Consider the following 24028-nt stretch of genomic DNA (forward strand, 5'->3'; position numbering starts at 1 on the left):
TGACGGCGTCTCGCCGTTCCTCCGTTGACTAGCGCATGAGTTTGAAAAGGGAAACGGTTTTCGAACCCGTCCGCGCACGGAGAGGGGTTCTGCGGCCAAACGGCCACTATTTCCCGAAAACGGCTGGCTAAACCGATTGAGCCGGCCGGTGGCGTGGAGGCAATCAGTTCGCGGGCGGCCGTGGCCGTGGCACCGGCGCGCCCATCCTGGGCGTCGCGGCGAAAGCATTTGCCGCGCCTGGCAAATCGCCGCTGCCACCGGCCGCGACGGCAGGCTGCGATGGCACCTCCGGTTCGGGTGCGGCGACCGCGACCGGCACGGCGCCGCCATGATAGGTCGCCGCCTCGGCCGACACCGGGCTCGGCGCGTCGAGCACGGCGCGGCATTCCTTGGGGAGGTTGGCCATCGTCATCACGTCGCGGGCCTTCGGCGCATCCGGGTTCTTGTTCGGCCGCCAGGGTTCTTCGGTGAACCACCAGGCCAGCGGCTTGCCGCAGCCGTCATCATCCGGCGTCGCCTCCTGCGCCTTGCAGTCGGGCGAGCCCGGCTGGCAGCCGATGCGCATATGGAAATGATAGTCGTGGCCCCAGAACGGCCGGATCTTGCGCAGCCAGCCGCGGTCGCCCTTGACGGTGTCGCAGAGCTTTTTCTTGATCCCCGGATTGACCAGGATGCGTTCCACCTCGGGGTAGCTCGCCGCCCGCTTCAGAAGCGCGGTGTGCTGCGGCGTCCACAGCGCGTCCTTCACCAGATGTGTCTTCTCGTCGACCATCAAGGTGGCGCTCATCGATTCGCGCTGCGCCCTGGTCATGGCGCGGTCAGGCATTGGTGTCAGCCAGATGTCGGCATCGAGCCCGATCTGGTGCGAGGCATGGCCTGTCATCATGGGGCCGCCGCGCGGCTGCGAAATGTCTCCGATCAGAAGGCCCGGCCAGCCGTCGGCGGCGGCGTCGCGCGACAGTTTCTCGATCAGCGCGATCATTGCCGGGTGGCCCCAGCGGCGGTTGCGCGAGGGCCGCATGACCTGCCAGGTCGGGCCGTCCATGGGGATGGCGACACCACCGGCGAAGCAGCCCTTGGAGTAGAAGCCGAAGGATTGCGGGGTGGTCGCGGTCGGCAATTTTTCGGCGCCGAACAGGTCTTTTGCCCGTTCCTCGGCCGCCGCGGGCTGCGCGGCCAGAACGAACAGGCCAAGTGCTGCCGCCAGCAGTGATTTCTTGGCCACAACCGGCCGTGACGCTGTCTTCATGAAACCGGATCCCACCGCATCCCAAGGCCGAATCATAGCACGCAACGCAGCCTGCTTCGATCGCCCTAACCCTTGGCGCAATTCCTGAGGAAAAACCGTTTCACGCCTTTCCTGGAATTGCTTAGCCCTTCATCGGGCTGCGCGCTTCGCCGTCGCGCCAGTCGCCGCTTGCCCACATATGGTCGAAGGCGGCGCGGTAGTCGGGAAAGCGAAAGCGATAGCCCGTCGCCTTGATCGCCGCATTGGCGACACGCTTGTTCTCGCCATAGAAGGACCGCGCCATGGGCGAAAGTTGGGCGGTGTCGAAAGGAATTTCCGGCGGCGGCGCGACGCCCATCAGCGACGCGGCATAGGCAACGACATCCTGCGGCGGCGCCGGCTCATCATCGGTGACGTTGAAGATCCCGCCCTTGTTGTCCTCGATGAGTTGCCACAACGCCCCGGCAATATCGTCGCAATGGATGCGATTGAACACCTGATCGGGCTTGACCAGCCGCCGCGCGGTGCCGTTTTCCAGATTGACCAGCGCATTGCGGCCAGGACCATAAATGCCGGACAGACGCAGGATCGCCACCGGCTTGCCGATTTCCCCGCCGAGCTTCAGCCACGCCTGCTCAGCCTCGACCCGCATGACGGAGCGTTTCGACACCGGCCGGCATGCGGCCGTTTCGTCGACCCAGGCGCCGCCATGGTCGCCATAGACGCCGACGGTCGAGAGATAGCCGATCCATTCGAGCGCCGGCATCCCCGCGATCGCCTCCCGGGCGGCATTCAAGACGGGGTCGCCGGCCTCTTCCGGGGCGACCGAAATCACCAGATGGGTTGTTTTTTGCAGCGCTTCGCCGATTTCGCCGGTCAACGCGCCATCGAACAGCAGCGGCGCGATGCCGGCCTGGCGCAGGGCCGCGAATTTTTCATTGGACCGCGTCGTGCCAAGGATCGCGGCGGCATCCCTGTTGGCGCGGGCAAAGGCCTTGCCGGAGTAACCGGCGCCGAAGATGAAGATCTGCTTTTCACTCATGCATGCGCCCCGTCTGGCCGCGCCAGGCGCCATTCCTCGCGCACCGCCGCATCGTTCTCGGTTTTCAGACCGGTCGCGGCCCGCTCGGCATATTCGGCGTCAGGCACCAGCCGCGCCAGCGCCCATATTGCCGCGCCCCGCACCAGCGGCGAGGGATCGCCGAGCAGCGCGCGCACAGGGACTGCGAGCGCGGCATCGCCGGAATTGCCGGCGGCGATCAGCACGTTGCGGATGAAGCGGTCGCGGCCGATGCGCTTGATCGGCGAGCCGGAGAAGAAGGCGCGGAAGGCCGCGTCGTCCAGTTCGAGCAGATCGGCGAGCGGCGGCTCGCGCAGATCGTTGCGCGCGGCGAGTTTTGCTTCCGACGCGGCGCGGGCGAACTTGTTCCACGGGCAGGCGGCCAGGCAATCGTCGCAGCCATAGATGCGGTTGCCGATCTTTTCGCGGAATTCGTGCGGGATCGGCCCCTTGTTCTCGATGGTGAGGTAGGAAATGCAGCGCCGCGCATCGAGCCGGTAGGGCGCCGGGAAAGCATCGATCGGGCAGGCGTCGAGGCAGGCGCGGCAGGAGCCGCAATGGTCGATCTCGGGGCGGTCGGGGACCAATTCGGCCGTGGTGAAGATGGTGCCGAGGAACAGCCAGGAGCCGTGCTCGCGGCTGACCAGATTGGTGTGTTTTCCCTGCCAGCCGAGACCGGCGGCTTGCGCCAGTGGCTTTTCCATCACCGGCGCGGTGTCGACGAACACCTTAACGTCGCCGCCGGCGCGCGCGACGATCTTGCCGGCGATTTCCTTCAGCCGGCCTTTCATCACATCATGATAATCTCGGTTCTGCGCATAGACCGAGATTGCCCCCCGGTCATGCCTGGCCTGCAGCACACGCGGATCATGGTCCGGCCCATAGTTCATCGCCAGCACGACGATCGAGCGCACGTCAGGCCAAAGCGTGGAAGGTTCGCTGCGCCTTGCAATCGTCTCGGCGATCCAGTCCATCGAACCGTGAAAGCCGTCGGCAACGAATTCGGCCAGGCGAGCCGGAGCCAGCGGGATCGCGTCGGGGGTGGTGACGGCAATGCCATCGAAGCCGGCGCGCTGCGCCTCCGCGTCGATCAGCGCGCGCAGTTTTGCGGCGTCAGAAATCGAGGTCCGCATAGTGTGACACCGGCGACAGGCCGCGCACGCGGTCGGTCAAGAGCGGCCGGAAGGAGGGCCGCGACTTCACCCGCGTGTACCATTCGCGCGCCGCGGCATGTTCGCGCCAGTCGATCTCGCCGAGATAGTCGAGCACCGACAACGTCGCGGCGGCGGCGAGATCGGCATAGGTGACCCGGCCGCCGGCCAGCCAATGGCGGGTGCCGGCCAACCAGTTGGTGTATTTCATGTGCTGGCGGATGTTGGCGCGCGCCGCACGGATCGCGCCCGAATCGGGCGAACCGCCACCGGCGGTTTCCGGCATGATCGGCTTCAGCACGCGTTCGCGCACCAGATGGCGGGTGACTTCGCTTTCGGCCTTGTTGAGGTACCAGTCGATCAGCCGGCGGATTTCGGCGCGCTGCATCGGGTCTTCGGCGAACAGCCGCTTGTCGCGCTTGAGCACACCGCGGGTCTCGTCGAGATATTCCGAGATGACCGTCGCGCCGACGATCGGCACATCGCCTTCGGCGAGCAGGATCGGCAGCGTGCCGGCCGGATTCAGCGCCAGAAACTCCTTGCGCCGCGTCCACGGCTTTTCCTCGATCAGCGCCAGCTCCTCGCCATACTCGCCGAAAGCAAGGCGGACGAAGCGGCAGGTGGCGAACATGGGATGATGGAAAAGCGTCAGCATGGTTCCGCGATGATAAAGCGCACTGGTGTGGTGGATTTGAAGTTCCTGCCCCCCTCAATGGCATCAGCGTTCAGGAACTTCAAATCCAAACCGCACTAGAACTTAAAGTCACAGTGTGGCTCAGAATCCGGAATTCGCGCATCGCGCTACTCCCAGGTGAGGCGAATTCCGGATTGCACACTGGCGAATCGCCGGGCGCACCGGTAAGTCTTGGCCGCCCGGTTAGCGGGCCGTCAGGGTGTTGCGACCTATAGGGGGACTTCAACGCCATGACAAGCAAGCCGTTCAGTTAGCCGTCGCGCAAAGCCGAGGTAGCCATGGAAAGCCAGACCATCGTCGAAGCCCTGCTGCTCGGCCTGCTGGAGGGCCTGACCGAGTTCATACCGGTGTCCTCGACCGGCCATATCCTGCTCGCCGGCCATTTCCTCGGCTTCAATTCAACCGGCAAGGCCTTCGAGATCCTGATCCAGCTCGGCGCCATCCTGGCGATCCTGAGCGTCTATTTCCGCCGCCTGTGGCAGATGCTGCTCGACCTGCCGCATGACCGGCTGACGCGGCATTTCGTCATCGGCATCCTGATCGCTTTCCTGCCGGCGGCAATCATCGGCGCGCTGGCGCATGATTTCATCAAGACGGTGCTGTTCGAATCGCCAAGGCTCATCTGCATCATGCTGATCATCGGCGGCGTCGTGCTGCTGGCGGTGGACCGCATGAACCTGAAACCGGTCTATCGCGATGTGGAGCGCTTCCCGACCAGGCTTTACCTGCAGATCGGCCTGTTCCAGTGCCTGTCGCTGATCCCCGGCACGTCACGCTCGGGTTCGACCATCGTCGGCGCGCTGCTTCTGGGCGTCGACAAGCGGGCGGCGGCGGAATTTTCCTTCTTCCTGGCGATCCCGACCATGGTCGGCGCCTTCGCCTTTGACCTGTTCAAGAACCGCAACGTGCTGACCTCCGCCGACCTGCCGATCATCGCCATCGGTTTCGTCGCCGCCTTCGTCGCGGCGCTCATCGTGGTGCGCTTCCTGCTCGACTACGTCTCGCGCAACGGCTACGCGCTGTTCGGCTGGTGGCGGCTGGTGGTGGGTATCGTCGGGCTGGTCGCATTGCTGATCTGGGGGTGAGGAGTGGTCCGCGAAGCGGACGGAAAGCCAATTGCTTGGCTTTCCGAACGACGAACGCCCTGAGCCAGCGAAGGGCGAGCAACGCTTGAGACTCGAACAACCTCCTCGACTTCGTCATCCACGGGCGGAGCAAGGAGCGCCTCCCCTCTAATTCCGCCCATAAAACGCATTCTCGACATGCACCGGCCAGCGCCAGGGCAGCACGGCGACCATGTCGAAGCGCATCGACAACCTGCCGTAATCCGCCTGCCGCGAGAGCCAGATGTCGGCGGCGGCCTCGATGCGGCGCTCCGATTCATGGCCGATCGCTTCCATGGCTTCCATCAGCGAACGCCGAGCCTTGACCTCGACGAACAGCACGAGATCGCCGCGCCGCGCGATCAGGTCGATCTCGCCGAAGCGGGTGCGATGGCGGCGCGCGAGGATGCGGTAGCCCTTCAGCATCAGCGCGGCAGCCGCCAGCCACTCGCCGCGATGGCCGCGCCGATAGGCTTTCCGGCGGTTGGCGCTCGGGCGCTCAGCCACCGTCGCCTTCTCCTGAGGTGTCCTTGAGTTCCAGCAGCCGCCGGTAAAGCGCCTGTTTCTGGCCGCCGGTCATCTTCGCGGCCTCCGCCGCCGCTTTGGAGGCCGGCATTTCGGCGGCGAGCGACAAAAGCAGGCGGTCAATGTCTTCGGGCTCGTCCGCCTTGGCCTCGGCGGGGCCGATGCAGACGACGATCTCGCCCTTCGGCGTGTCGGCGGCCGCATAGTGGTCGGCCAGCGCCCGCAGCGTGCCGGTGCGCATTTCCTCGAAGGTCTTGGTCAATTCGCGGCCGATTGCGGCTTTGCGCTCGCCGCCGAGCGCCTCGACCATGGCGCCGAGCGATTCGGCCAACCGGCGCGGCGATTCGAAGAAGATCAGCGTCGCCGGTACCGCCTTCAGTGCCTCCAGCCGCGTCAGCCGCTGCCCAGTCTTCACCGGCAAAAAGCCGGCGAACAGGAAAGCGTCGGACGGCAGGCCTGACGCGGTGAGCGCGGCCAGCGGCGCCGACGGACCGGGGATCGGCACGACGCGAATGCTTTGGTCGATTGCTTCGCCGACCAGCCGGTAGCCGGGATCGGAGACGAGCGGCGTGCCGGCATCGGAAATCAGCGCCACGCTCTGGCCGGCCTGAAGCGCCGCGATCAGCTTCGGCCCGGCCTCGCCGGCATTGTGCTCGTGATAGGCCGTGGTGCGGCGGCGGATGCCGTAGCGGTCGAGCAGCACGCGCGACACCCTGGTGTCCTCGCAGGCGACGATGTCGGCGGCGGCCAGCGTCTCCAGCGCGCGCAGCGTGATGTCGGCGAGATTGCCGATCGGCGTCGCCACCAGATAGAGCGCCGGCTCGAGCGGACGGGCGGGAAATTCGGCCTGCCCGACGACATAGATGCGCTTGCCCGTCTCGTCGGTCACTGATGCCGTCTCCATTCAGCCCTGTTGGCCTGCCAAATCTTGTTTGGCATGGCTGGCGCGGGCTTGCAAAAGCTCACGCCGATGTAAGGTGATCGCCATGCCTTCGCCACAGTAGGGAACCAAACCGGCATTGGCAGATTTAGCCCCTGATTCCTAAAGGGAGGACAGGATGGACAGCCTGAAGATACAGGACGCTTTCGAGCCTTACTATGCCGGCCGCAAGCGCGTTGCCGGCCCCAGGGACAAGCGCCTGCCTGCCAAGACCGACACTAGCCTGACCGAGCGGGCGACGACCGCCCTGCCGACGAATGTCAGGCTTTCCGACAACCAACCAGACAGCACGACGGAGCACTGACCGGACGATGCCCAATCGCTTCGATATCTTCATCACCCGTCTTGAAACGAAAAGCGCCAGGGAAGGCGTGCCGCCACATCCGATGAACGACCAGCACAGCGTTCGCCGCGAAAAGGCCGACGCCAAACCGGCCCGCAACGGAGAGGCGCATGCCGAGAAGGATCGCGGCAAGCGCCGTTTCAAGCACGACGCCTGACCACTGCGATCTCTGGCCGCGACTGCTCTCGCTTCGTTATAGCGGGCGGAGCCACGCGGCATGGACCCGGGGATGACTGGTTCACCCCAGATAGCGTGAAACGCGCGCCTTCAGAAGGTCAATCAGCTCGAGATCCATGAATTCATAATTATCCGGTATATCGAGGCAGATGACCCGGGCCTGCTTCAGGCTGGCCTTGAATTTCTTCTGCAGTTTCGTGCGGTGCACCTTTTCCATGACGAAGATGATGTCGGCCCAGGCGACCAGCTCATGCGTCAGCGGCGTATCCGCGTCATGATTGGTCCCCGCCGACGCGACCTCGATGTCCCGGCGCGTTGAAAACACCTGCTCGGCGGTCGGGCTGCGCAGGCGGTTCTGGCTGCAGACGAACAGGACGTTTTTCAAAGGTCAGCGCGCCAGATCGGCCACCACTGCGTCGAGCACGATCATGCCGGCCGGCGTGGCGCGCAGGCGGGCGTTGCCGATCGGCGCCACCAGTCCCTCGCCCTGCAGCACCGACAGCCGCGCGCTCGACAGGCCGCGGCCGGAGAAGGCTTCGTAGCGCGAAAGGTCGATGCCTTCGGCCAGCCTCAGCCCCATCAGCAGGAATTCGTCGGCCTCTTCCGAACGTGTTAGGATCTCGCCGCCGGTGACGCCATGGCCCTTGGCCTCGACGAGGTTGGCCCAGGTCTCCGGCATCCGCTCGGCGATCGTCACCGTGCGTCGGCCGTTCTCGACGAAGCGGCCATGCGCGCCGGGGCCGACGCCGACATATTCGCCATAGCGCCAATAGGTCAGATTGTGCCGGCTTTCCGCGCCCGGCCGGGCGTGGTTGGAAATCTCATAGGCCGGCAGGCCGTGCGCCGTGGTGATCTCCTGCGTCAAAGCATAGAGGTCGGCGGCGTGGTCATTGTCGGGAATGGCGAATTTCTTTGCCGCATGCAGGGCGTGGAAGGGCGTGCCTTCCTCGATGGTCAGCTGGTAGAGCGACAGATGGTCGGCGGCGTGGCCGATCGCCTGTTCGAGTTCGGCCGCCCAGGCTTCCGGCGTCTGGCCCGGCCGGGCGTAGATCAGGTCGAAGGACAGGCGCGGAAAGATTTCGCGCGCGAGCCCGATGGCGTGCAGCGCCTCGTCGACATTGTGCAGCCGGCCGAGGAAGCGCAAATCCTTGTCGTTCAGGGCCTGCACGCCGAGCGAGACGCGGTTGACGCCGGCCGCGCGATAGCCGCGAAAGCGTTCGGCCTCGACCGAGGACGGGTTGGCCTCCAGCGTCACTTCGATGCCGTCAGGCACCGTCCAGTTCTTCGCCACGGCGTCCAGAACCCTGGCCACCGTCTCCGGCTTCATCAGCGAGGGCGTGCCGCCGCCGAGGAAAATGCTGGTCACCTCGCGCGGCCCGGTCCGCTCACGCATCGTCGCCAGTTCCGCCTCAAAGGCGGCGGCAAAGCGCTCCTGGTCGACCGGCTGGTGGCGGACATGGCTGTTGAAGTCGCAATAGGGGCACTTGGCCGCGCAGAACGGCCAATGGATGTAGACGCCGAAGCCGGGGCTGCGGTCGAGCGGCATGATCATGCCAGGTCCGGTCATGCCGAGCCCAATCTAGGCAGATCCAACCGTGCTTGGGCGAATTTCTGGAAGGCGCGGGCGCGATGTGAGAGCGCCGTTGGCTGGCCGGGTTTCCAGCCGTGCTTTTCCTCAGCGCTCATCTCGCCAAACGTCTTGTCGAAGCCATTGGGCAAAAACACCGGGTCGTAACCGAAGCCGAGCTCGCCGCGCGGCGGCCAGACCAGCGTGCCTTCGGCCTCGCCGCGATAATATTCGGCCGCGCCGTCGGGAAAGGCCAGGCAAATGACGGCGACGAAGCGGCCCTTGCGCCGTTCGGCCGAGGCGGCGCCGACTTCCTGCAAAGCCACTTCGGTGCGCTGCATGGCCATGGCGAAGTCCCTGCTGCCGTCAGGGGTTTCGGCCCAGTTGGCGGTGTAGACGCCGGGCGCGCCGTCGAGGGCGTCGACGCAGAGGCCGGAATCGTCCGACAGCGCCGGCAGGCCGGTCGCCTTCGCCGCGGCCAGCGCCTTGATGTAGGCGTTTTCCTCGAAGGTCGTGCCGGTCTCGTCCGGTTCCGGCAGACCGTAGTCCTTGGCCGACTTCGCCTCGAAGCCGAAGGGTCCCATCAGGTCGGCGAATTCGCGCAGCTTGCCGGCATTGTGACTGGCGACGACGATCTTCTTGCCATCAAGTGTATGCATCAAAGGCCCCAGATTCTCGGCTCGGCGAACTCGATCGAATTGCCCGAGGGGTCGCGTATATAGAGCGAACGGCCGCCTTGCGGCCATTCGAATTCGCTTTCGATGGCGATCTTCTTCGCCTCGAGATGCGCTTTCCAAGCCACGATTTCATCCGCGCTGGCGGCAAAGCAGAGATGACCTTCGCCGACCGCGCCGTGCGGCGGCACCGGCAGCCGGGCATCCGGCGCCGGCGGGATCTTGGTTGCCTCGGCGTTGAAGATGAGCAGCACGCCCGGCCCGCAGCGAAAGAAAAGATGCCTGCCGTCGACCTTGCCGAGGAACGTGAGGCCGAGGATGTCGGTGTAGAAATGCTCGGCCGCGTTGAGATCAGTCACATAGAGCGCTGATTCCAAAATTGCATTGGGTGTCACGAGGCACCCCCCTCTGCCCTACCGGGCATCTCCCCCTCAAGGGGGGAGATCAGCAGCCTCAATCTCGCCGCCCATCTTGCAACGCCGGAGATTGGCGAAGGCCGAGATGACATCCGATCTCCCCCCTTGAGGGGGAGATGGCCGGCAGGCCAGAGGGGGGTGCCTGGGCTCGGCATCTAAAACCTACGCCACCGCCATTTGCTGCAAACTCACCAGCCGCGAAATGCCTTTCTTGGCCAGGCCCATCAACTCGGCGAACTGGTCTTCCGAGAAAGGCTCGCCCTCGGCCGTGCCCTGGATCTCGACGATGCCGCCCTTGCCGGTCATGACGAAATTGGCGTCGGTGCCGGCCGCGGAATCCTCGAGATAATCGAGGTCGATGACCGGCTGGCCGTCATGGATGCCGCAGGAAATCGCCGCGACATGGTCCTTCAGCACCTTCGAAACACTGGCCATCTGCCGGGCTTCCATCCAGCGCAGGCAGTCGTACAGCGCCACCCAGCCGCCGGTGATCGAGGCGGTGCGGGTGCCGCCATCGGCCTGGATGACGTCGCAATCGACGGTGATCTGCTGCTCGCCCAGCGCCTGCAAATCAACCACGGCGCGCAAGGAGCGGCCGATCAGGCGCTGGATTTCCAGCGTGCGGCCGCCCTGCTTGCCTGCGGAGGCCTCGCGGCGCATGCGCTCGCCGGTCGAGCGCGGCAGCATGCCATATTCGGCCGTCACCCAGCCCTTGCCGGAATTGCGCATCCAGCCCGGCACCTTCTCCTCGAGGCTCGCCGTGCACAGGACATGGGTGTCGCCGAACTTCACCAGGCACGAACCTTCGGCGTGCTTGGAGACGCCGCGCTCGAAGGAGATGGCGCGCATTTCGTCGAATTGGCGTTTGGAGGGGCGCATTCAGGCTTCTTTCCCAGTCATTTTTCGGAATCGTGGCCGGCTTTTAGCCGCATTGGGGGGCAGCGCGCAAAGGAAAACGGACCGGGCGATCCGATACAGAGACCGGTTGCGCCCACCGTGCCGAAGTCTATATCCTGAGGACGGAGGTTTTTGGCCGAATGACCAAGGCAATCGATCCGGGTTCGCAGCCGCTCGCACTTCAATCACTCGACATGCGCTCTCGTGACATCTTCCGGCGCATCGTCGATTCCTATCTCAGGGATGGCGAGCCCGTGGGCTCGCGCAGCCTGTCGCGCATCCTGCCGTCCTCGCTGTCGCCGGCCACCATCCGCAATGTGATGAGCGACCTCGAGCATCTCGGCCTGATCTACGCGCCGCACATTTCGGCCGGACGGCTGCCGACGCAGGCCGGCCTGCGCTTCTTCGTCGATGCCTTCATGGAACTTGGCGACCTCTCCGACGAGGAGCGCCGCACCATCGAGGCGCAGGTGCGGGCCTCAGGCTCTGGCGCGACGCTGGAGCACATGCTGACCGAGGCCAGCCAGATGCTGTCGGGCATGTCGCGCGGCGCCGGCCTGGTGCTGGCCGCCAAGAACGAGGTGGCGCTGAAGCATATCGAATTCATCCAGCTCGAGCCGACCAAGGCGCTCGCCGTGCTGGTGTCGCAAAATGGCGACGTCGAGAACCGCGTCGTCGAGCTGCCGGCGGGCATCACCGTCTCGCAGTTGCACGAGGCTTCGAATTTCCTCAACGCCCATATTCGCGGCCGTACGCTGGCGGAGGCGCGCACCGAAATCGCCCGCATCAAGGAAGAGACGAGAGCGGCCCTCGACACGCTGTCGCAGGACCTCGTCGAGAAAGGCCTGGCGGTGTGGGCGGGCGCCGAAAGCGGCCTGCCGGCACGGCTTATCGTGCGTGGCCGCGCCAACCTGCTCGAAAACGTCACCGCCCAGGCCGACATCGAGCTGCTGCGGCATCTGTTCGAGGACATGGAAACGCAGGACGGGCTGATCCAGCTGCTCGACCTCGCCGAGCAGGGATCGGGCGTGCGCATCTTCATCGGGTCGGAAAACAAGCTGTTTTCGCTGTCGGGCTCGTCGCTGGTTGTCGCGCCCTATCGCGACAAGGACGCCCGCGTCGTCGGCGCGCTCGGGGTCATCGGCCCGACCCGGCTGAACTACGCCCGCATCGTGCCGATGGTCGATTATACGGCGCAGTTGATATCGCGCATGTTGCGCTAAGGTGTGGATATTCGGGTGATGCCGGCCTGCGAATGGCTGATACCTGCGCTTCCGGTACTCGCGTACGACCAGTACGCTCCGGTTCTCGGTATCGACCATTTTCGGCTCGGCCTGACCTGAAGCTCTGCACCTTAGTGCCAAGATCGAAACGGGCAGCAAGGAGAAAAAGAATGGCGCTCGAAGAACTCAAGGCCCGGATCAGCCTGCTGCTGGAGGAGATGGTCAACCAGCCGGAAGACCAGCACGAAATCCAGGAACAATTGCGCGAGAAATTGCGGGAAATGCGCGCCATGGGCCTGCCGCTGCCGGCCGATCTCGTCGCGCTGGAAAAACGCCTCGACGACGATTTTTACGCGGCCGGGACATAAAGCCGGACTTTCGCTTTCTCATCAGGTCGAGTGAGGCGGAACCCGGAGACAAGCCGGCCGTTGGTTTCCTTCGCGACCAGATGGAGGACAAGATGATCCGATTGGCCGGACTGGTGATCCCCGCCCTCTTTCTCACAGGCGCGGCATTCGCCCAGCAGGCGGACCAGCCGGTGCTGAAGGGCGCGGCCGCCTTCGGCGACTGGCGTGCCGACAGACCGGGCGTGCGCCGCCTGATCAAGCCGGAAGACCTGCCGAAGCCTTACGTCACCAAGTCGGTGTCGAACAGCGCCGGCCTTGCCGACATGCCGACGGGCGCGAAGCCGCAATTGCCGCCGGGTTTTTCGGCCGAACTGATCGCCTCCGGCATCGACAATCCGCGCGCCGTGCGCGTCGCACCCAATGGCGACCTGTTCGTCGCCAACAGCGAAGCCAACCAGATCCGCGTCTATCGCCTGGCCAAGGACAGCGCCAAGCCCGCCGAGGACCGCATTTTCGCCGGCAATCTCAACCAGCCCTATGGCATTGCCTTCTATCCGCCGGGCGATGATCCGCAATGGGTCTATGTCGCCAACAGCGACAGCATCGTGCGCTTTGCCTACCGCGGTGGCGACCTGAAGGCATCCGGCGAACCGGAAATCATCGTCGCCAACATTCCCTCGAACCATCACTGGACCCGCGACATCGTCTTTTCGCCGGATGGCAAGACGCTCTATCTGTCGGTCGGCTCCGGTTCGAACGTCGCCGAGGACATGGGCAAGGCGCCGGATGGCGGCCTCGACGCGTGGGTGACATCGCAGCCGCTCGGCGCAAGCTGGGGCTCCGAAGAGGGGCGCGCCGACGTGCAAGCCTTCGATCCGGACGGCAAGAACGGCCGCATCGTCGCCACCGGCCTGCGCAACTGCTCGGGCATGACCATCCAGCCGGCGACCGGGGCGCTGTGGTGCGTCGTCAACGAGCGCGACGCGCTGGGCGACAATGTGCCGTTCGAATACGCCACCTCGGTCAAGGACGGCGCGTATTATGGCTGGCCCTGGTACTATATCGGCAACCACGAGGACCCGCGTCACAAGGGCGCGCGGCCCGACCTCGCCGGCAAGGCAACCATTCCCGATGTGCTGATGCAGGCGCATTCGGCGCCGCTCAACATCACCTTTTACGACCGCAAGGACCTGCCCGCCGACAGCGGTTTTCCCAAGGAATACCGGGGGGATGCCTTCGTCGCCCTGCACGGTTCGTGGAATCGCGGCAACAGGACCGGCTACAAGGTCGTCCGCCTGCTGTTCAGGGACGGCAGGCCGACCGGGGAATATGAGGATTTCATGACCGGCTTCGTCGTTTCCAACGGCGAGGTCTGGGGCCGGCCGGTCGGCGTGGCGGTGGCCCATGACGGGGCGCTGATCATGACCGAGGACGGCAACGGTACGATCTGGCGTGTGACCTATGACGGCGGCCGTTCCTGATCCTGCTTGGACAATGCAGACCCCCTCACCCGGATTGCCAACCGAATTGCGAAGGGCAATTCGGGGCAATCCGACCTCTCCCCCTCGGGGACAGGAGCTTGTTAGCGCCGGCGACTTTCTCTTCTCCCCCACGGGGGTCCGAAGGACGGGCGAGGCCCGTGACTCGCCCCGGCAAAGGTGGCCGCGAAGCGGTCGGATGAGGGGGGCCTTATAGGGCGAAGACCGCGCTGTCTGGTGCAATCAAATCCAATCCTCAGGAAATTCAATTCCATTCGGATGTATGCAATATGGCCCTTCAATCTGGGACCTATCCATGACCCTCACCGGCTTCCTCGCCTACAGTGCCGCCCTCGGCATCGCCGCCGCCATTCCCGGCCCCGGCGTCACCGCGCTTGTCGCGCGGGCGCTCGGCTCCGGTTTTCGCTCGTCGCTGGCCATGTCCTTTGGCCTGATGCTGGGCGACCTCACCTATCTGACCGCCGTGGTGCTCGGCCTCGCCTTCGTGGCGCAGACCTTCGGCATGGTGTTCCTGGCTATCAAATGGGCCGGCGTTGCCTATCTGGCATTTCTGGGCTGGCGCTTCTGGACCGCCGGCATCACGCCCGAAACGGTCGAGGCCCGGAAGGGCAAGGGCGGGCTGGTGTCGAGTTTCATCGCCGGCCTCACCGTCACGCTCGGCAATCCGAAGACGATGATCTTCTACCTCGCGATCACGCCGACCATCGTCGACCTGAAGACCATTACGCTGGCCGATTACGGCATTCTCGCCGCGCTGACGGTGGTCGTGCTGTTCGTCGTGCTGGTTCCCTACCTGGCGCTCGCCGCCAAGGCGCGCTGGTTCTTGAAATCGCCGCGCGCGCTGAAGCTGCTGAACCGCACCGCCGCTGGCTTCATGGTGGGCGCGGCGGCGGCGATCGCGGCCCGCCAATAGCATGCTTTCAGCCAAAACATTCCGGGGGCAGGCTTCCCGGTGAAATGCTTTTCCGGGACATGGGCGTTTTAGACACGGGCCCCACTCGGATATTTCCGGCCAACAGCTTATGTTGCGCGGCTGAAAGCCTTATCTTGCCGGCTGCAATGCCACTTGCCTGAAATCCTGGGAGCGAAACCAATGAACAAGCCAGTCACCTCCGCCCGCGTCCCCGGCCGCGGCCGCATCTACAGTTCCATCACCGACACGATCGGCGACACGCCCCTGGTCCGGCTCGACAAACTCGCCAAGGAGAAGGGCGTCGTCGCCAAGCTCGTCGCCAAGCTCGAGTTCTTCAACCCGATCGCCTCGGTCAAGGACCGCATCGGCGTGGCGATGATCGAGGCGCTCGAGGCGGCCGGGAAGATTGCGCCCGGCAAGACCACGCTGATCGAGCCGACCTCGGGCAATACCGGCATCGCGCTTGCCTTCGCCGCCGCCGCCAAGGGTTACAAGCTGATCCTGACCATGCCGGAGACGATGTCGGTCGAGCGCCGCAAGATGCTGGCGCTGCTCGGCGCCGAACTGGTGCTGACCGAAGGCCCGAAAGGCATGAAGGGCGCCATCGCCAAGGCCGACGAGCTGGCCGCGACGATCCCCAATGCCGTCATCCCGCAGCAGTTCGAAAACCCGGCCAATCCGGAAATCCACCGCAAGACGACAGCGCAGGAGATCTGGAACGACACGCAGGGCGAGGTCGACATCTTCGTCGCCGGCATCGGCACCGGCGGCACCATCACCGGCGTCGGCCAGGTGCTGAAGAAGCTCAAGCCATCCGTGCATGTCGTCGCCGTCGAGCCGGAAGCCTCGCCGGTGCTGTCGGGCGGCCAGCCCGGCCCGCACAAGATCCAGGGCATTGGCGCCGGCTTCGCGCCAAAGATCCTCGACACCACGATCTATGACGAGATCGTCAAGGTTTCCAACGAGGATTCGGTCGCCAATGCCCGCCTCGTCGCCCGCCTCGAAGGCGTGCCGGTCGGCATCTCGTCGGGTGCGGCGCTGCAGGCGGCAATCGTCGTCGGCTCGCGGCCGGAGAACAAGGGCAAGACCTTGGTCGTGGTTATCCCCGATTTCGCAGAACGCTACCTGTCGACGATCTTGTTCGAGGGGCTGGGGGCCTAGGTCAGCCCCCATCGACGGGCCGCCGTGCGTCGCTGGCCCGTTGAAAAATCCTCCCGTGGCGCCTGTGACCCGGCTTGAGCAGAACCCTGCTTCCGGGTCATATCGCGCGGTCCGCTTTGCACGGGCCAGGGGAGAATTTCATGTACAAGCTTTATACCCGTCCCGGCAGCGGCGGCTTCGTCGTCGAGGCAGCGCTGGCGCTGGCCAACGTGCCGTTCGAACAGGTCGACGTGCCGAAGTCCGAGCGGCCCGATCCGGCTTTCCTCGACATCAGCCCACTGAACCAGGTGCCGGTGCTGACCTTGCCGGACGGACGCTCGATGACCGAATCGGCGGCGATCTGCATCCTGCTCGCCGAGCGCCATCCGCAGGCCCGCCTGGCGCCGGCGGTCGATGCGCCCGCCCGCGCCGATTTCCTGCGCTGGATGGCCTTCATGTCGTCGGTGCTCTACCCGGCGATGCTGCGGTTCTACTACGCCCATCGCTACACGACCGACGCCGACGGCACGAAGGCCGTCAAGCAGGCGGCAATCGCCGAGATGGACCGCGGCTTCGCCGTTCTGGACAGCGCTCTGAAGGGGCGTGACTGGCTGGTTGGCGACCAGATGTCGCTGGCCGACATCTATCTCGTCATGCTGGTGGCCTGGCATCCCGACATCGACAGCGCGCGGGCGGCATGGCCTGATATTGAACGTCTCTGGGCCAGGCTGCGCGACCATCCGCTGCTGAAGGCGCTCAACACCTCGCATGAGATGTGGCCGGGCTGAAGGTCAGTTTCGCAGCGCCGCCCTTTTGCCTTGCAGGAAGCGGCGCACCGCCGGGTCGCGTTCGAGGCCGATCGCCCGGTCATAGGCCTCGGTTGCCTGCGGTACCTGGCCAAGCCTGGCCAGGAGGCCGGCCCGCGCCGCCCAATAGGGCTGATATTCATTGAGCCGCTTGTCGTCGCCCAGCACATAAAGCGCCGCCAGCCCCGCCACGGCGCCTTCCGTCTCGGCAAGCGCCACCGCGCGGTTGATCGCCACCACCGGCGAACCTACGATCGAAAACAGCGCGTCGTAGAGTGCGCGGATCGCCGGCCAGTCGGTGCGGCCGGTGAGCCGTCGCGCCGCGTGGGCGGACTGGACGGCCGCCTCGAGCTGGTAGCGGCCGACCACACCGCTCGCCGCGGCATGGGACAGAAGCATCTCCGCCTCGTCGATCAGGGCACGGTCCCACAGGTCGCAGTCCTGCTCGGCCAGCGGCACGAAGTCGCCTTCGGCACTGCGCCGGGCGGTGCGGCGGGCCTCGGCAAACAGCATGAGCGCCAGCAGGCCAAGCGCTTCCGGCTCTTGCGGCATCAGCGTCGCCACCAGGCGGCCAAGCCAGATCCCTTCGGTGGCGAGGTTGCGGCGCTGCGTCTCGGTGCCGGCCGGATCGGACCAGCCTTCGGCGAAGGCGGCGTAGATCGCCTCCAGCACCGCGCCCAGCCGTTCGCCGAGTTCGGCCCGCTCCGGCACACGGAACGGAATGCCGGTTTCGCGGATGCGCGTCTTGGCGCGCACCAGGCGCTGGCCCATCGTTGCCGGCGAGACCAGGAAGGCGGAAGCGATCGTCGCGGCATCGAAACCCAGCACGGTCTGCAGGATCAGCGGCGCCCGCACGCCCGGTTCGATCGCCGGATGCGCGCAAGCAAACATCAGCCGCAGCCGTTCGTCGGGCAGCTCTTCGTCGGTCATGCGCGCCTCCATCTCCTCGGCAATCAGCTTGAGATGATCGCGGGCCGCCTCGCGGGTGAGCCGCCGGCGAACCGCATCGACCCGCCGCCGCCGCGCCACGGCGAGCAGCCAGGCTTCCGGCTTTTCAGGCACGCCCGATTTCGGCCAGCGTTCGAGCGCGGCGGCAAAGGCGTCGGCCAGCGCATCCTCGGCCGCGGTCACGTCGCGCGTGCGCGCCGCGAGCCAGGCGACCAGCTTGCCATAGCTCTGCCGGGCGGCGGCCTCGGCGGCCGCCCGGGCGATCTCCGGGCGACTGTCCATCACATGGTCACTTCTTGGCACGTCGTCATTGCTTGGGCATGTAATCGGCCATTTCCCAGATCGGCCGCAACTCGACCGTGCCGGTGCTGGCCGCTGGACAGCGCGCCGCCCATTCGATGGCGGTATCGATGTCGGCCGCCTCGATCATGTAGAAGCCGGCAAGCTGCTCCTTGGTGTCGGCATAGGGGCCGTCGATCACGTTGGTCTTGCCGTCGGCGATCCGCACCGAGGTGGTCGCCTGGGTCGGGCGCAGCCGTTCGCCGGCCAGCCAAGCGCCGGATTGCTTCAGCGCATCGGTATAGGCGTTATAGGCCGCGCTCATCTGCTGGGCCTTCTCGATCGGCATGGCCGCCATTGCGGCTTCGCTATTGTTGATCATCAGCATGTATCGCATGGGTCTTCTCCCGTGTTTCGAAGGCCGCGTCCTTGCGGGGCCAGACGTATGTCGCGCGGCGTCGACCGATTTCGACAGGGCGCAGCAAAAAACTTTCGACTTCGTCACGCGCTTTCGCAAGGACCAGGTTTCGCCAAACGGCCCGCGGCGGCTGGCAATGACGCCCCGCCGCACTATCCTTTGTGATCCAGGCACGTCACGCCAGGGATGGGAGATGAGCAATGGAACTCGTGACCCACAAGAAATTCAAAAGCGACCGGTTGATGCCGTGGGGCAAGGGGACAGTTGTCACCGGCGCGAAGGGATTTGTCTACCTTTGTGGAAACACGGCGACTGCCGCCGACTACGATCCGGCCGGCAAGCAGGGCGGTCGTTTCGCTGGCGATGCGGCGGCGCAGTGGCTCGAGGTTCTGGGCAACATCAAAGCCGATCTGGAGGAGCTGGGCACCGCGCTTGAACACCTCGTCAAACTGACCTTCTTTGTCAGAGGACCATTTCCCGACGGCGGCGTTCTCAGCTCTGCCAATTTTCGCCTGGACGTTCTGGACGCGTTCTTTGCCGAGCATTGCCCGAAGCACTGCAGTTACAACAACCCGCCGCCCTCGGAGGTGATTGGCGTCGCCGCGCTGGCTCAAGCCGACATCGTCATTGAAATTGTCGCGATCGCGGCCTTGCCGGATTGATCTCAGCCATGGCGTGGCTGCCTCTCACCACCATGCGCACGAAGCCGGAGCACAGCACGCAGACGCCATCAAAGACAATCAGCGGATGGCTGGCATCGAAAGATGGTTCAGCCGGAGGACTGGGCTTGGCCAGGCGTGATTGGGGCGGACTTGACTGGGAAAGATCGGTCACGCGGGCCTCGGCTGCTCGTGTCCTGGGACACCAGGCCAGCCGAGAGCGGGATCAAAGACGTGGCGATGTCGCACGGCGCCTGTCGCTCGGAGCCGGGCGCTCGGAACGATAAGTGGTGGCGCGGGTCGTGGTGTCCGGCCTGCAGATGCGGCTGTTGTGGCGGCTCTCGAACGTCATGGTCAGTGCGCGCCCAGCGACGTGCCGCGACGGGCGCAAGCCGGACCGGGGCCGCGCATGTAATAGCGCTCGGGCCGATAGGTCGGCGCGACGAATTCGCGGATGGCGGCGGCGTAGCCGATGAGGTGCGTTAGGAAGTTCATTTACCCTGTCCCTGTCCCGATTTTCGGATGTCCCTTCCGAATTGCGTGAAGGATAGCATCGAGGCGTGAATAGTCGGTGAACACGATGTTAATATCTGGTCGAAAACCCGTTGCTTCGTGGCCGGAATGCGGCTGATTCGGGGTGTTTCCGCGCCTTTTGTCGCCATTCCGGCCAGTGTGACTTTTGCATCACATATGTTTCGTTTGAATGTCGCCTGGGCGCGGTTCTGTTTCAACTTCCGGCTGGCCGATGGAATTTCCTTGCTCAGGCAGGAAAGGAAGGAACCGGCATATAGGGCGGACGTTGACCGTCGGGACTGGCGTGGCCGGTCCGAGATTGCCTGCAAGCCGCAGGCATGTACACCAACACCGCAAGAGCAAATGGAAAGGCTAGAACCATGGGCTTCTTTTCGAAGGACATCAAAACGCTGGACGACCTGTTCGTGCACACGTTGCGCGACATCTATTACGCGGAAAAGCAGATCGAGAAGGCGTTGCCGAAGATGATCGACAAGGCCACCAACGCGCAGCTCAAAGCAGGCTTCGAAAAACATCTTGAACAGACCAAGGGCCATATCGAACGAGTCGAAGAGGTGTTCGAGCTGCATGGCGTCAAGGCCAAGGCGATCAACTGCCCGGCCATTGACGGCATCCTCGAGGAAGCTGACGAGGTGAGCGGCGACATCGCCGACAAGCAGGTCCTGGACGCCGCCCTGATCGCCTCTGCGCAAGCAGTCGAGCATTACGAAATGACCCGTTACGGCACGCTGATTGCCTGGGCCAAGCAACTCGGCCGCAGCGATTGCGCCAACGTACTCGCGAAGAATCTCAAGGAAGAGCAAGCGACCGATCGCAAGCTCACCGAGATGGCGGAAAGCAAGATCAATCTCCAGGCTGCCGAATAGGTGAGATGGCAGGCAGGATCGGCGCCGCAACGGCGCCGACTTGCCTTGTCGCGCGGTCGGAACCGGAATGGGCTTTGCCCCGTTCTGGATTGAACCCGTTGCAAGGAGTTTGTCATGGCGCCGCGTCCAGCCTGGAAAGGCTATCTGAAGCTGTCGCTGGTGACCTGCGCGGTCGAACTGACCAATGTCGTCACCCACACCGAAAGGGTGTCGTTTCGCATCCTCAACCGCAAGACCGGCAACACGGTGAAGCGCATCTATGTCGACGCCGAAACCGGCAAGCCCTTGGACGATGGCGACGAGATCAAGGGTTATGAATTGGACGACGGCGATTTCGTCCATATCGAGGAAGACGAGATCGAGGCGGTGCAGATCGAATCCTCGCACACGATGAGCCTCGACGGTTTCGTCGACAAGGCCTCGATCCAGCAGATCTATCTCGACACGCCCTATTATGTCGCGCCGGCCGACAAGGTGTCGGAAGAGGCATTCGCCGTCATCCGCGATGCCATGGCGGGCAAGAAGATGGCCGGGCTGGCGCGGATCGTGCTTTATCAACGCGAACGGCCCGTGGTCATCGAACCGCTCGGCAAGGGCATGGTGCTAACGACGCTTCGCTACGACAATACGGTGCGCCAGCCGGACAGCGTGTTCGGCGAGATCAAGGCGGTGAAGACCGACCAGGAAATGACCGATCTCGCCGAACTGATCATCGACAAGAAGAAGGCCAAGTTCGATCCGTCGAAATTCGACGACAAATATGAGGACGCGCTGCTCGAGCTGATCCGCGCCAAGAAGGCGGGGCATAAGGCGCCGAAGGCCAAGGCGGCGCCGAAGCCCTCCAATGTCGTCAATCTGTTCGACGCGCTGAAGAAGAGCCTGTCGTCGGATTCCGGTTCGCCGAAACCATCATCGGCGAAAGCCAAGCCGGCGGCCAAACGCGCCAGGCCGAAAGCGGCGCCCAAGCGCAAATCGGCCTGAGGAGACCAAGCAATGGCCGGCCTCGAACAATATCACGCCAAGCGCGATTTCAAGAAAACGTCGGAGCCGGCGGGCAAGGTCGCACGCACGAAAAAGAGCGAAGCGGGCGGCATCTTCGTCATCCACAAGCACGCGGCGACCAGGCTGCATTACGACCTTCGCCTCGAGCATGGCGGCGTGCTGTGGAGCTGGGCGGTGACGCGGGGGCCTAGCCTCGATCCGCATGAGAAGCGGCTCGCCGTTCATGTCGAGGACCATCCGATCGACTATGCGCCGTTCGAGGGCACGATCCCGAAGGGCGAGTATGGCGGCGGCTCGGTGATCGTCTGGGACGAGGGAACGTGGGTGCCGGAGACCGACCCGGCCAAGGCGATGAAGAAGGGGCATCTCAGTTTCGAGCTCAACGGCCATAAGCTGCATGGGCTGTGGCATCTGGTGCGGCTGAAACCCCGCGCGGGTGAAAAGCGCGACAACTGGCTCTTGATCAAGTCGGACGACGCTGCGGCACGCCCGGGCGAGGACATTTTGAAGGAGAGGCCGGAATCGGTGAAGTCGGGCCTGACGATCGAAGAGGTCGGCGAGGGCAAGACCGCCAAGGGCAAGAAGCCCGAGATCTGGCATTCGAACAAGCCGGCCGCCGGCAAGGCGAAGGCAGCGGCGCGCAAACTCGACTTCATCGAACCGCAGCTGGCGACACTGGAGCGGGATGCACCGCCGGGCAGGGACTGGCTGCATGAAGTCAAATTCGACGGCTATCGCATGCAGGCGCAGATCGCCGGCACGGAAGTGCGGCTCTTGACCCGCACCGGCCTCGACTGGACCGACAAGTTTGGAAGCGAGATCATCGCGGAGCTGGCCGCGCTGAAATGCAGCGACGCTATCGTCGACGGCGAGATCGTCGTGCTGGCCGACAGCGGCGTCTCATCCTTCGCACTGCTGCAGCAGGACCTGTCGGCGAAGCGTACACACCGCTTCATCTACTACGTGTTCGACCTGATGCGGCTCGACGGCAAGGATTTGCGTCGCGAGCCGCTGGTCGAGCGCAAGCAGGCCTTGCAGGAGCTGCTCGGCGAGCAGGCTGAGAACGCGGCGGTGCGTTTCTCCGACCATTTTTCCGAGCCCGGCAAGATCATGCTGGAACATGCCTGCCGCATGGGACTGGAAGGCGTCGTCTCCAAACGCGCCGACGCGCCCTATCGCAGCGGGCGCGGTCCGACCTGGGTGAAGTCGAAATGCACGGCCCGGCAGGAATTCGTCATCGGCGGTTATCTGCCGTCGGACAAGACCGGGCGCGGGCTGCGCTCGCTGCTGGTCGGCTATTACGAGGGCGGCAAACTGCAGTATGCCGGCCGTGTCGGCACCGGTTTCTCCGCCAAGGGCGCCACCGCGCTGAAGAAGAAGCTGGACGCGCTGAAGGCGACGGCTTCGCCTTTCGACAAGGCCGTACCGAAAGGCAAGGGCCTGGTCTGGGTCAAGCCGGAGCTCGTCGGCGAAGTGGAGTTTCGCAGCTGGACGTCGGACCGTATAATACGCCATGCCTCGTTCCAGGGGCTGCGCGAGGACAAGCCGGCGGAGGACGTTGTGCAGGAAAAGCCCAAGGCAGCGACAGGCAAGGCCAAGCCGGCCTCGAGCGGCACCGCCACCGGGACGATGACGACCAGCGTAAGACTCTCCCATCCCGACAAGCTGCTATGGCCCGACGAAAAGATCTCCAAGCAGGGGCTGCTCGACCATTACGCCGGGGTTTGGCCGCGCATGCAGCAATTCGTCGTCAACCGGCCGCTCAGCCTTGTGCGGGCGCCGGACGGCGTCGGCGGCCCGCGCTTCTTCCAGAAACATGCCTCGGCCGGCATGAGCGACAAAATAGCCCGGATGAAGGACCCGACGGATGGCGAGGAAATCCTGTTCGTGCGGGATTTCGACGGTGTCGCGGCGCTCGTCCAGTACGGTGTGGTGGAGATCCACATCTGGGGCTGCACGATCGACAAGCTTGAACAGCCGGACCAGATCATCTTCGATCTCGACCCCGATGAAGGCGTCGATGTGAAAGCGGTGCGCGAGGCGGCGCTCGATATAAGGGGCAAGCTCGACGAGCTGTCGCTGCCGAACTTCGTCAAGACATCGGGCGGCAAGGGCTACCATGTGCTGGTGCCGCTGAAGCCATCGGCCGACTGGGAGGCGGTGAAGACCTTCGCGCATGATTTCGCCAAGGCGCTCGAACAGGGTGCCCCCGACCGCTACACGGCCACACTGTCGAAGAAGGCGCGGACCGGGAAAATCTTCGTCGACTATCTGCGCAATGGCAGGGGCTCGACGACGGTCGCGCCCTATTCCTCGCGCGCCAAGAAAGGAGCCACCGTGTCGATGCCGGTGACCTGGGCCGAGATCGAGGCCGGCCTGGCGCCGAACGCGTTCCCAATCGGCGACAAGACGACGCTGAAGCAGCTGGCGGAAGCCGATCCGTGGGTGGATTTCTTCAAGCAGGCGAAGGCGTTGAAGCGGGGGTGAGCCTACCCGACTTCGTCATCCTAGGGCGAAGCAAGGAGCGAAGCGACGCGGCGCAGACCCTAGGATCCATGCCGGGACGCCAAGGAAAAACACGGCGGCACAGGATCCAGCGATCTTCCTCGCCGTGCTGGC

The 24028-nt window shown here is 64.7% G+C and carries 27 protein-coding genes; 13 read left to right on the forward strand and 14 right to left on the reverse strand.

Features of this window, described 5'->3' with window-relative positions; translation table 11 throughout:
- Positions 1-163: 163 nt before the first annotated feature.
- The 4 genes from mepA to CK228_RS17165 form a co-directional block, all read right to left on the reverse strand.
- Positions 164-1249, reverse strand: a complete 1086-nt coding sequence (mepA, locus tag CK228_RS17150) for a penicillin-insensitive murein endopeptidase (RefSeq protein WP_095788611.1) — start codon at positions 1247-1249, stop codon at positions 164-166.
- Positions 1250-1370: 121 nt separating this feature from the next.
- Entirely contained in the window at positions 1371-2270 is a 900-nt protein-coding gene (locus tag CK228_RS17155) for an SDR family oxidoreductase (RefSeq protein ID WP_095788612.1), read from the reverse strand.
- Positions 2267-3421 carry a tRNA epoxyqueuosine(34) reductase QueG gene (gene queG / locus CK228_RS17160; protein ID WP_095788613.1) on the reverse strand — a complete coding sequence of 385 codons (1155 nt, stop codon included), beginning with the start codon at positions 3419-3421 and terminating at the stop codon, positions 2267-2269. Before queG ends, CK228_RS17155 begins: the two co-directional genes overlap by 4 nt.
- A complete protein-coding gene (locus CK228_RS17165; RefSeq protein ID WP_010912586.1) occupies positions 3402-4094 on the reverse strand; it encodes a glutathione S-transferase family protein in 693 nt (230 codons plus the stop codon). The genes queG and CK228_RS17165 overlap by 20 nt, the downstream gene beginning before the upstream one ends.
- Positions 4095-4411: 317 nt before the next feature.
- Here CK228_RS17165 and CK228_RS17170 point away from each other — a divergent pair, with 317 nt between their 5' ends.
- Positions 4412-5218: an undecaprenyl-diphosphate phosphatase gene (locus tag CK228_RS17170; protein ID WP_095788614.1), complete on the forward strand. Its 807-nt coding sequence runs from the start codon at positions 4412-4414 to the stop codon at positions 5216-5218.
- A gap of 147 nt (positions 5219-5365) precedes the next feature.
- Here CK228_RS17170 and CK228_RS17175 read toward each other — a convergent pair whose 3' ends face one another.
- Positions 5366-5743 carry a YraN family protein gene (locus tag CK228_RS17175; protein WP_095773396.1) on the reverse strand — a complete coding sequence of 126 codons (378 nt, stop codon included), beginning with the start codon at positions 5741-5743 and terminating at the stop codon, positions 5366-5368.
- Complete coding sequence (gene rsmI, locus CK228_RS17180; protein WP_095773397.1) at positions 5736-6665, reverse strand: 16S rRNA (cytidine(1402)-2'-O)-methyltransferase; 930 nt, start codon at positions 6663-6665, stop codon at positions 5736-5738. Before rsmI ends, CK228_RS17175 begins: the two co-directional genes overlap by 8 nt.
- 154 nt (positions 6666-6819) lie before the next feature.
- Between rsmI and CK228_RS17185 the strand changes: the two genes are divergently transcribed.
- Positions 6820-7005: a hypothetical protein gene (locus CK228_RS17185; RefSeq protein WP_095788615.1), complete on the forward strand. Its 186-nt coding sequence runs from the start codon at positions 6820-6822 to the stop codon at positions 7003-7005.
- A gap of 7 nt (positions 7006-7012) precedes the next feature.
- Positions 7013-7201 carry a hypothetical protein gene (locus CK228_RS17190; protein WP_038650961.1) on the forward strand — a complete coding sequence of 63 codons (189 nt, stop codon included), beginning with the start codon at positions 7013-7015 and terminating at the stop codon, positions 7199-7201.
- 81 nt (positions 7202-7282) lie between these two features.
- Here the strand turns inward: CK228_RS17190 and CK228_RS17195 are convergent, their stop codons facing one another.
- The 5 genes from CK228_RS17195 to rph all read right to left on the reverse strand — a co-directional run bounded on the left by CK228_RS17195 (position 7283) and on the right by rph (position 10757).
- The gene (locus tag CK228_RS17195; protein ID WP_095788616.1) at positions 7283-7606 is read right to left on the reverse strand and encodes a low molecular weight protein tyrosine phosphatase family protein; all 324 of its coding nucleotides are present in this window, start codon (positions 7604-7606) and stop codon (positions 7283-7285) included.
- A 3-nt stretch (positions 7607-7609) separates the two neighbouring features.
- Positions 7610-8788, reverse strand: a complete 1179-nt coding sequence (gene hemW, locus CK228_RS17200) for a radical SAM family heme chaperone HemW (protein ID WP_179295949.1) — start codon at positions 8786-8788, stop codon at positions 7610-7612.
- Complete coding sequence (gene rdgB, locus CK228_RS17205) at positions 8785-9447, reverse strand: RdgB/HAM1 family non-canonical purine NTP pyrophosphatase (RefSeq protein WP_095788617.1); 663 nt, start codon at positions 9445-9447, stop codon at positions 8785-8787. The genes hemW and rdgB overlap by 4 nt, the downstream gene beginning before the upstream one ends.
- Positions 9447-9857 carry a VOC family protein gene (locus CK228_RS17210; RefSeq protein ID WP_095788618.1) on the reverse strand — a complete coding sequence of 137 codons (411 nt, stop codon included), beginning with the start codon at positions 9855-9857 and terminating at the stop codon, positions 9447-9449. The genes rdgB and CK228_RS17210 overlap by 1 nt, the downstream gene beginning before the upstream one ends.
- 183 nt (positions 9858-10040) lie before the next feature.
- A complete protein-coding gene (rph, locus tag CK228_RS17220; RefSeq protein ID WP_095773405.1) occupies positions 10041-10757 on the reverse strand; it encodes a ribonuclease PH in 717 nt (238 codons plus the stop codon).
- A gap of 158 nt (positions 10758-10915) precedes the next feature.
- On the opposite strand from rph, the gene hrcA reads away from it, so the two are divergent.
- The 6 genes from hrcA to CK228_RS17250 all read left to right on the forward strand — a co-directional run bounded on the left by hrcA (position 10916) and on the right by CK228_RS17250 (position 16685).
- Positions 10916-11998 carry a heat-inducible transcriptional repressor HrcA gene (gene hrcA, locus CK228_RS17225; RefSeq protein WP_010912575.1) on the forward strand — a complete coding sequence of 361 codons (1083 nt, stop codon included), beginning with the start codon at positions 10916-10918 and terminating at the stop codon, positions 11996-11998.
- Positions 11999-12168: 170 nt separating this feature from the next.
- On the forward strand, positions 12169-12366 hold the full coding sequence (locus tag CK228_RS17230) for a hypothetical protein (RefSeq protein ID WP_010912574.1): 198 nt from the start codon (positions 12169-12171) through the stop codon (positions 12364-12366).
- 92 nt (positions 12367-12458) lie between these two features.
- Entirely contained in the window at positions 12459-13826 is a 1368-nt protein-coding gene (locus CK228_RS17235) for a sorbosone dehydrogenase family protein (RefSeq protein ID WP_095788686.1), read from the forward strand.
- 313 nt (positions 13827-14139) lie between these two features.
- Positions 14140-14757: a LysE family translocator gene (locus tag CK228_RS17240; RefSeq protein ID WP_095773406.1), complete on the forward strand. Its 618-nt coding sequence runs from the start codon at positions 14140-14142 to the stop codon at positions 14755-14757.
- Between the two features lie 180 nt (positions 14758-14937).
- On the forward strand, positions 14938-15918 hold the full coding sequence (gene cysK / locus CK228_RS17245) for a cysteine synthase A (protein ID WP_095788620.1): 981 nt from the start codon (positions 14938-14940) through the stop codon (positions 15916-15918).
- Between the two features lie 140 nt (positions 15919-16058).
- The gene (locus CK228_RS17250; RefSeq protein ID WP_095788621.1) at positions 16059-16685 is read left to right on the forward strand and encodes a glutathione S-transferase family protein; all 627 of its coding nucleotides are present in this window, start codon (positions 16059-16061) and stop codon (positions 16683-16685) included.
- A gap of 3 nt (positions 16686-16688) precedes the next feature.
- Here the strand turns inward: CK228_RS17250 and CK228_RS17255 are convergent, their stop codons facing one another.
- Both CK228_RS17255 and CK228_RS17260 read right to left on the reverse strand, forming a co-directional pair.
- Entirely contained in the window at positions 16689-17933 is a 1245-nt protein-coding gene (locus CK228_RS17255; protein WP_095773409.1) for an RNA polymerase sigma factor, read from the reverse strand.
- 25 nt (positions 17934-17958) lie between these two features.
- On the reverse strand, positions 17959-18327 hold the full coding sequence (locus CK228_RS17260) for a YciI family protein (protein ID WP_095788622.1): 369 nt from the start codon (positions 18325-18327) through the stop codon (positions 17959-17961).
- Between the two features lie 221 nt (positions 18328-18548).
- On the opposite strand from CK228_RS17260, the gene CK228_RS17265 reads away from it, so the two are divergent.
- Positions 18549-19010, forward strand: a complete 462-nt coding sequence (locus tag CK228_RS17265; protein WP_095788623.1) for a RidA family protein — start codon at positions 18549-18551, stop codon at positions 19008-19010.
- Positions 19011-19361: 351 nt separating this feature from the next.
- On the opposite strand, the gene CK228_RS17275 is transcribed toward CK228_RS17265, so the two are convergent.
- Complete coding sequence (locus CK228_RS17275; RefSeq protein WP_013892047.1) at positions 19362-19502, reverse strand: hypothetical protein; 141 nt, start codon at positions 19500-19502, stop codon at positions 19362-19364.
- Between the two features lie 398 nt (positions 19503-19900).
- Between CK228_RS17275 and CK228_RS17280 the strand changes: the two genes are divergently transcribed.
- The 3 genes from CK228_RS17280 to ligD all read left to right on the forward strand — a co-directional run bounded on the left by CK228_RS17280 (position 19901) and on the right by ligD (position 23896).
- Entirely contained in the window at positions 19901-20407 is a 507-nt protein-coding gene (locus CK228_RS17280; protein WP_095788624.1) for a ferritin-like domain-containing protein, read from the forward strand.
- Between the two features lie 114 nt (positions 20408-20521).
- Positions 20522-21388: a Ku protein gene (locus CK228_RS17285; RefSeq protein WP_095788625.1), complete on the forward strand. Its 867-nt coding sequence runs from the start codon at positions 20522-20524 to the stop codon at positions 21386-21388.
- Between the two features lie 12 nt (positions 21389-21400).
- Entirely contained in the window at positions 21401-23896 is a 2496-nt protein-coding gene (ligD, locus tag CK228_RS17290) for a DNA ligase D (protein WP_095788626.1), read from the forward strand.
- Positions 23897-24028 lie beyond the last annotated feature (132 nt).

The organism is Mesorhizobium sp. WSM4312, assembly GCF_002294875.1.
Lineage (GTDB): Bacteria > Pseudomonadota > Alphaproteobacteria > Rhizobiales > Rhizobiaceae > Mesorhizobium.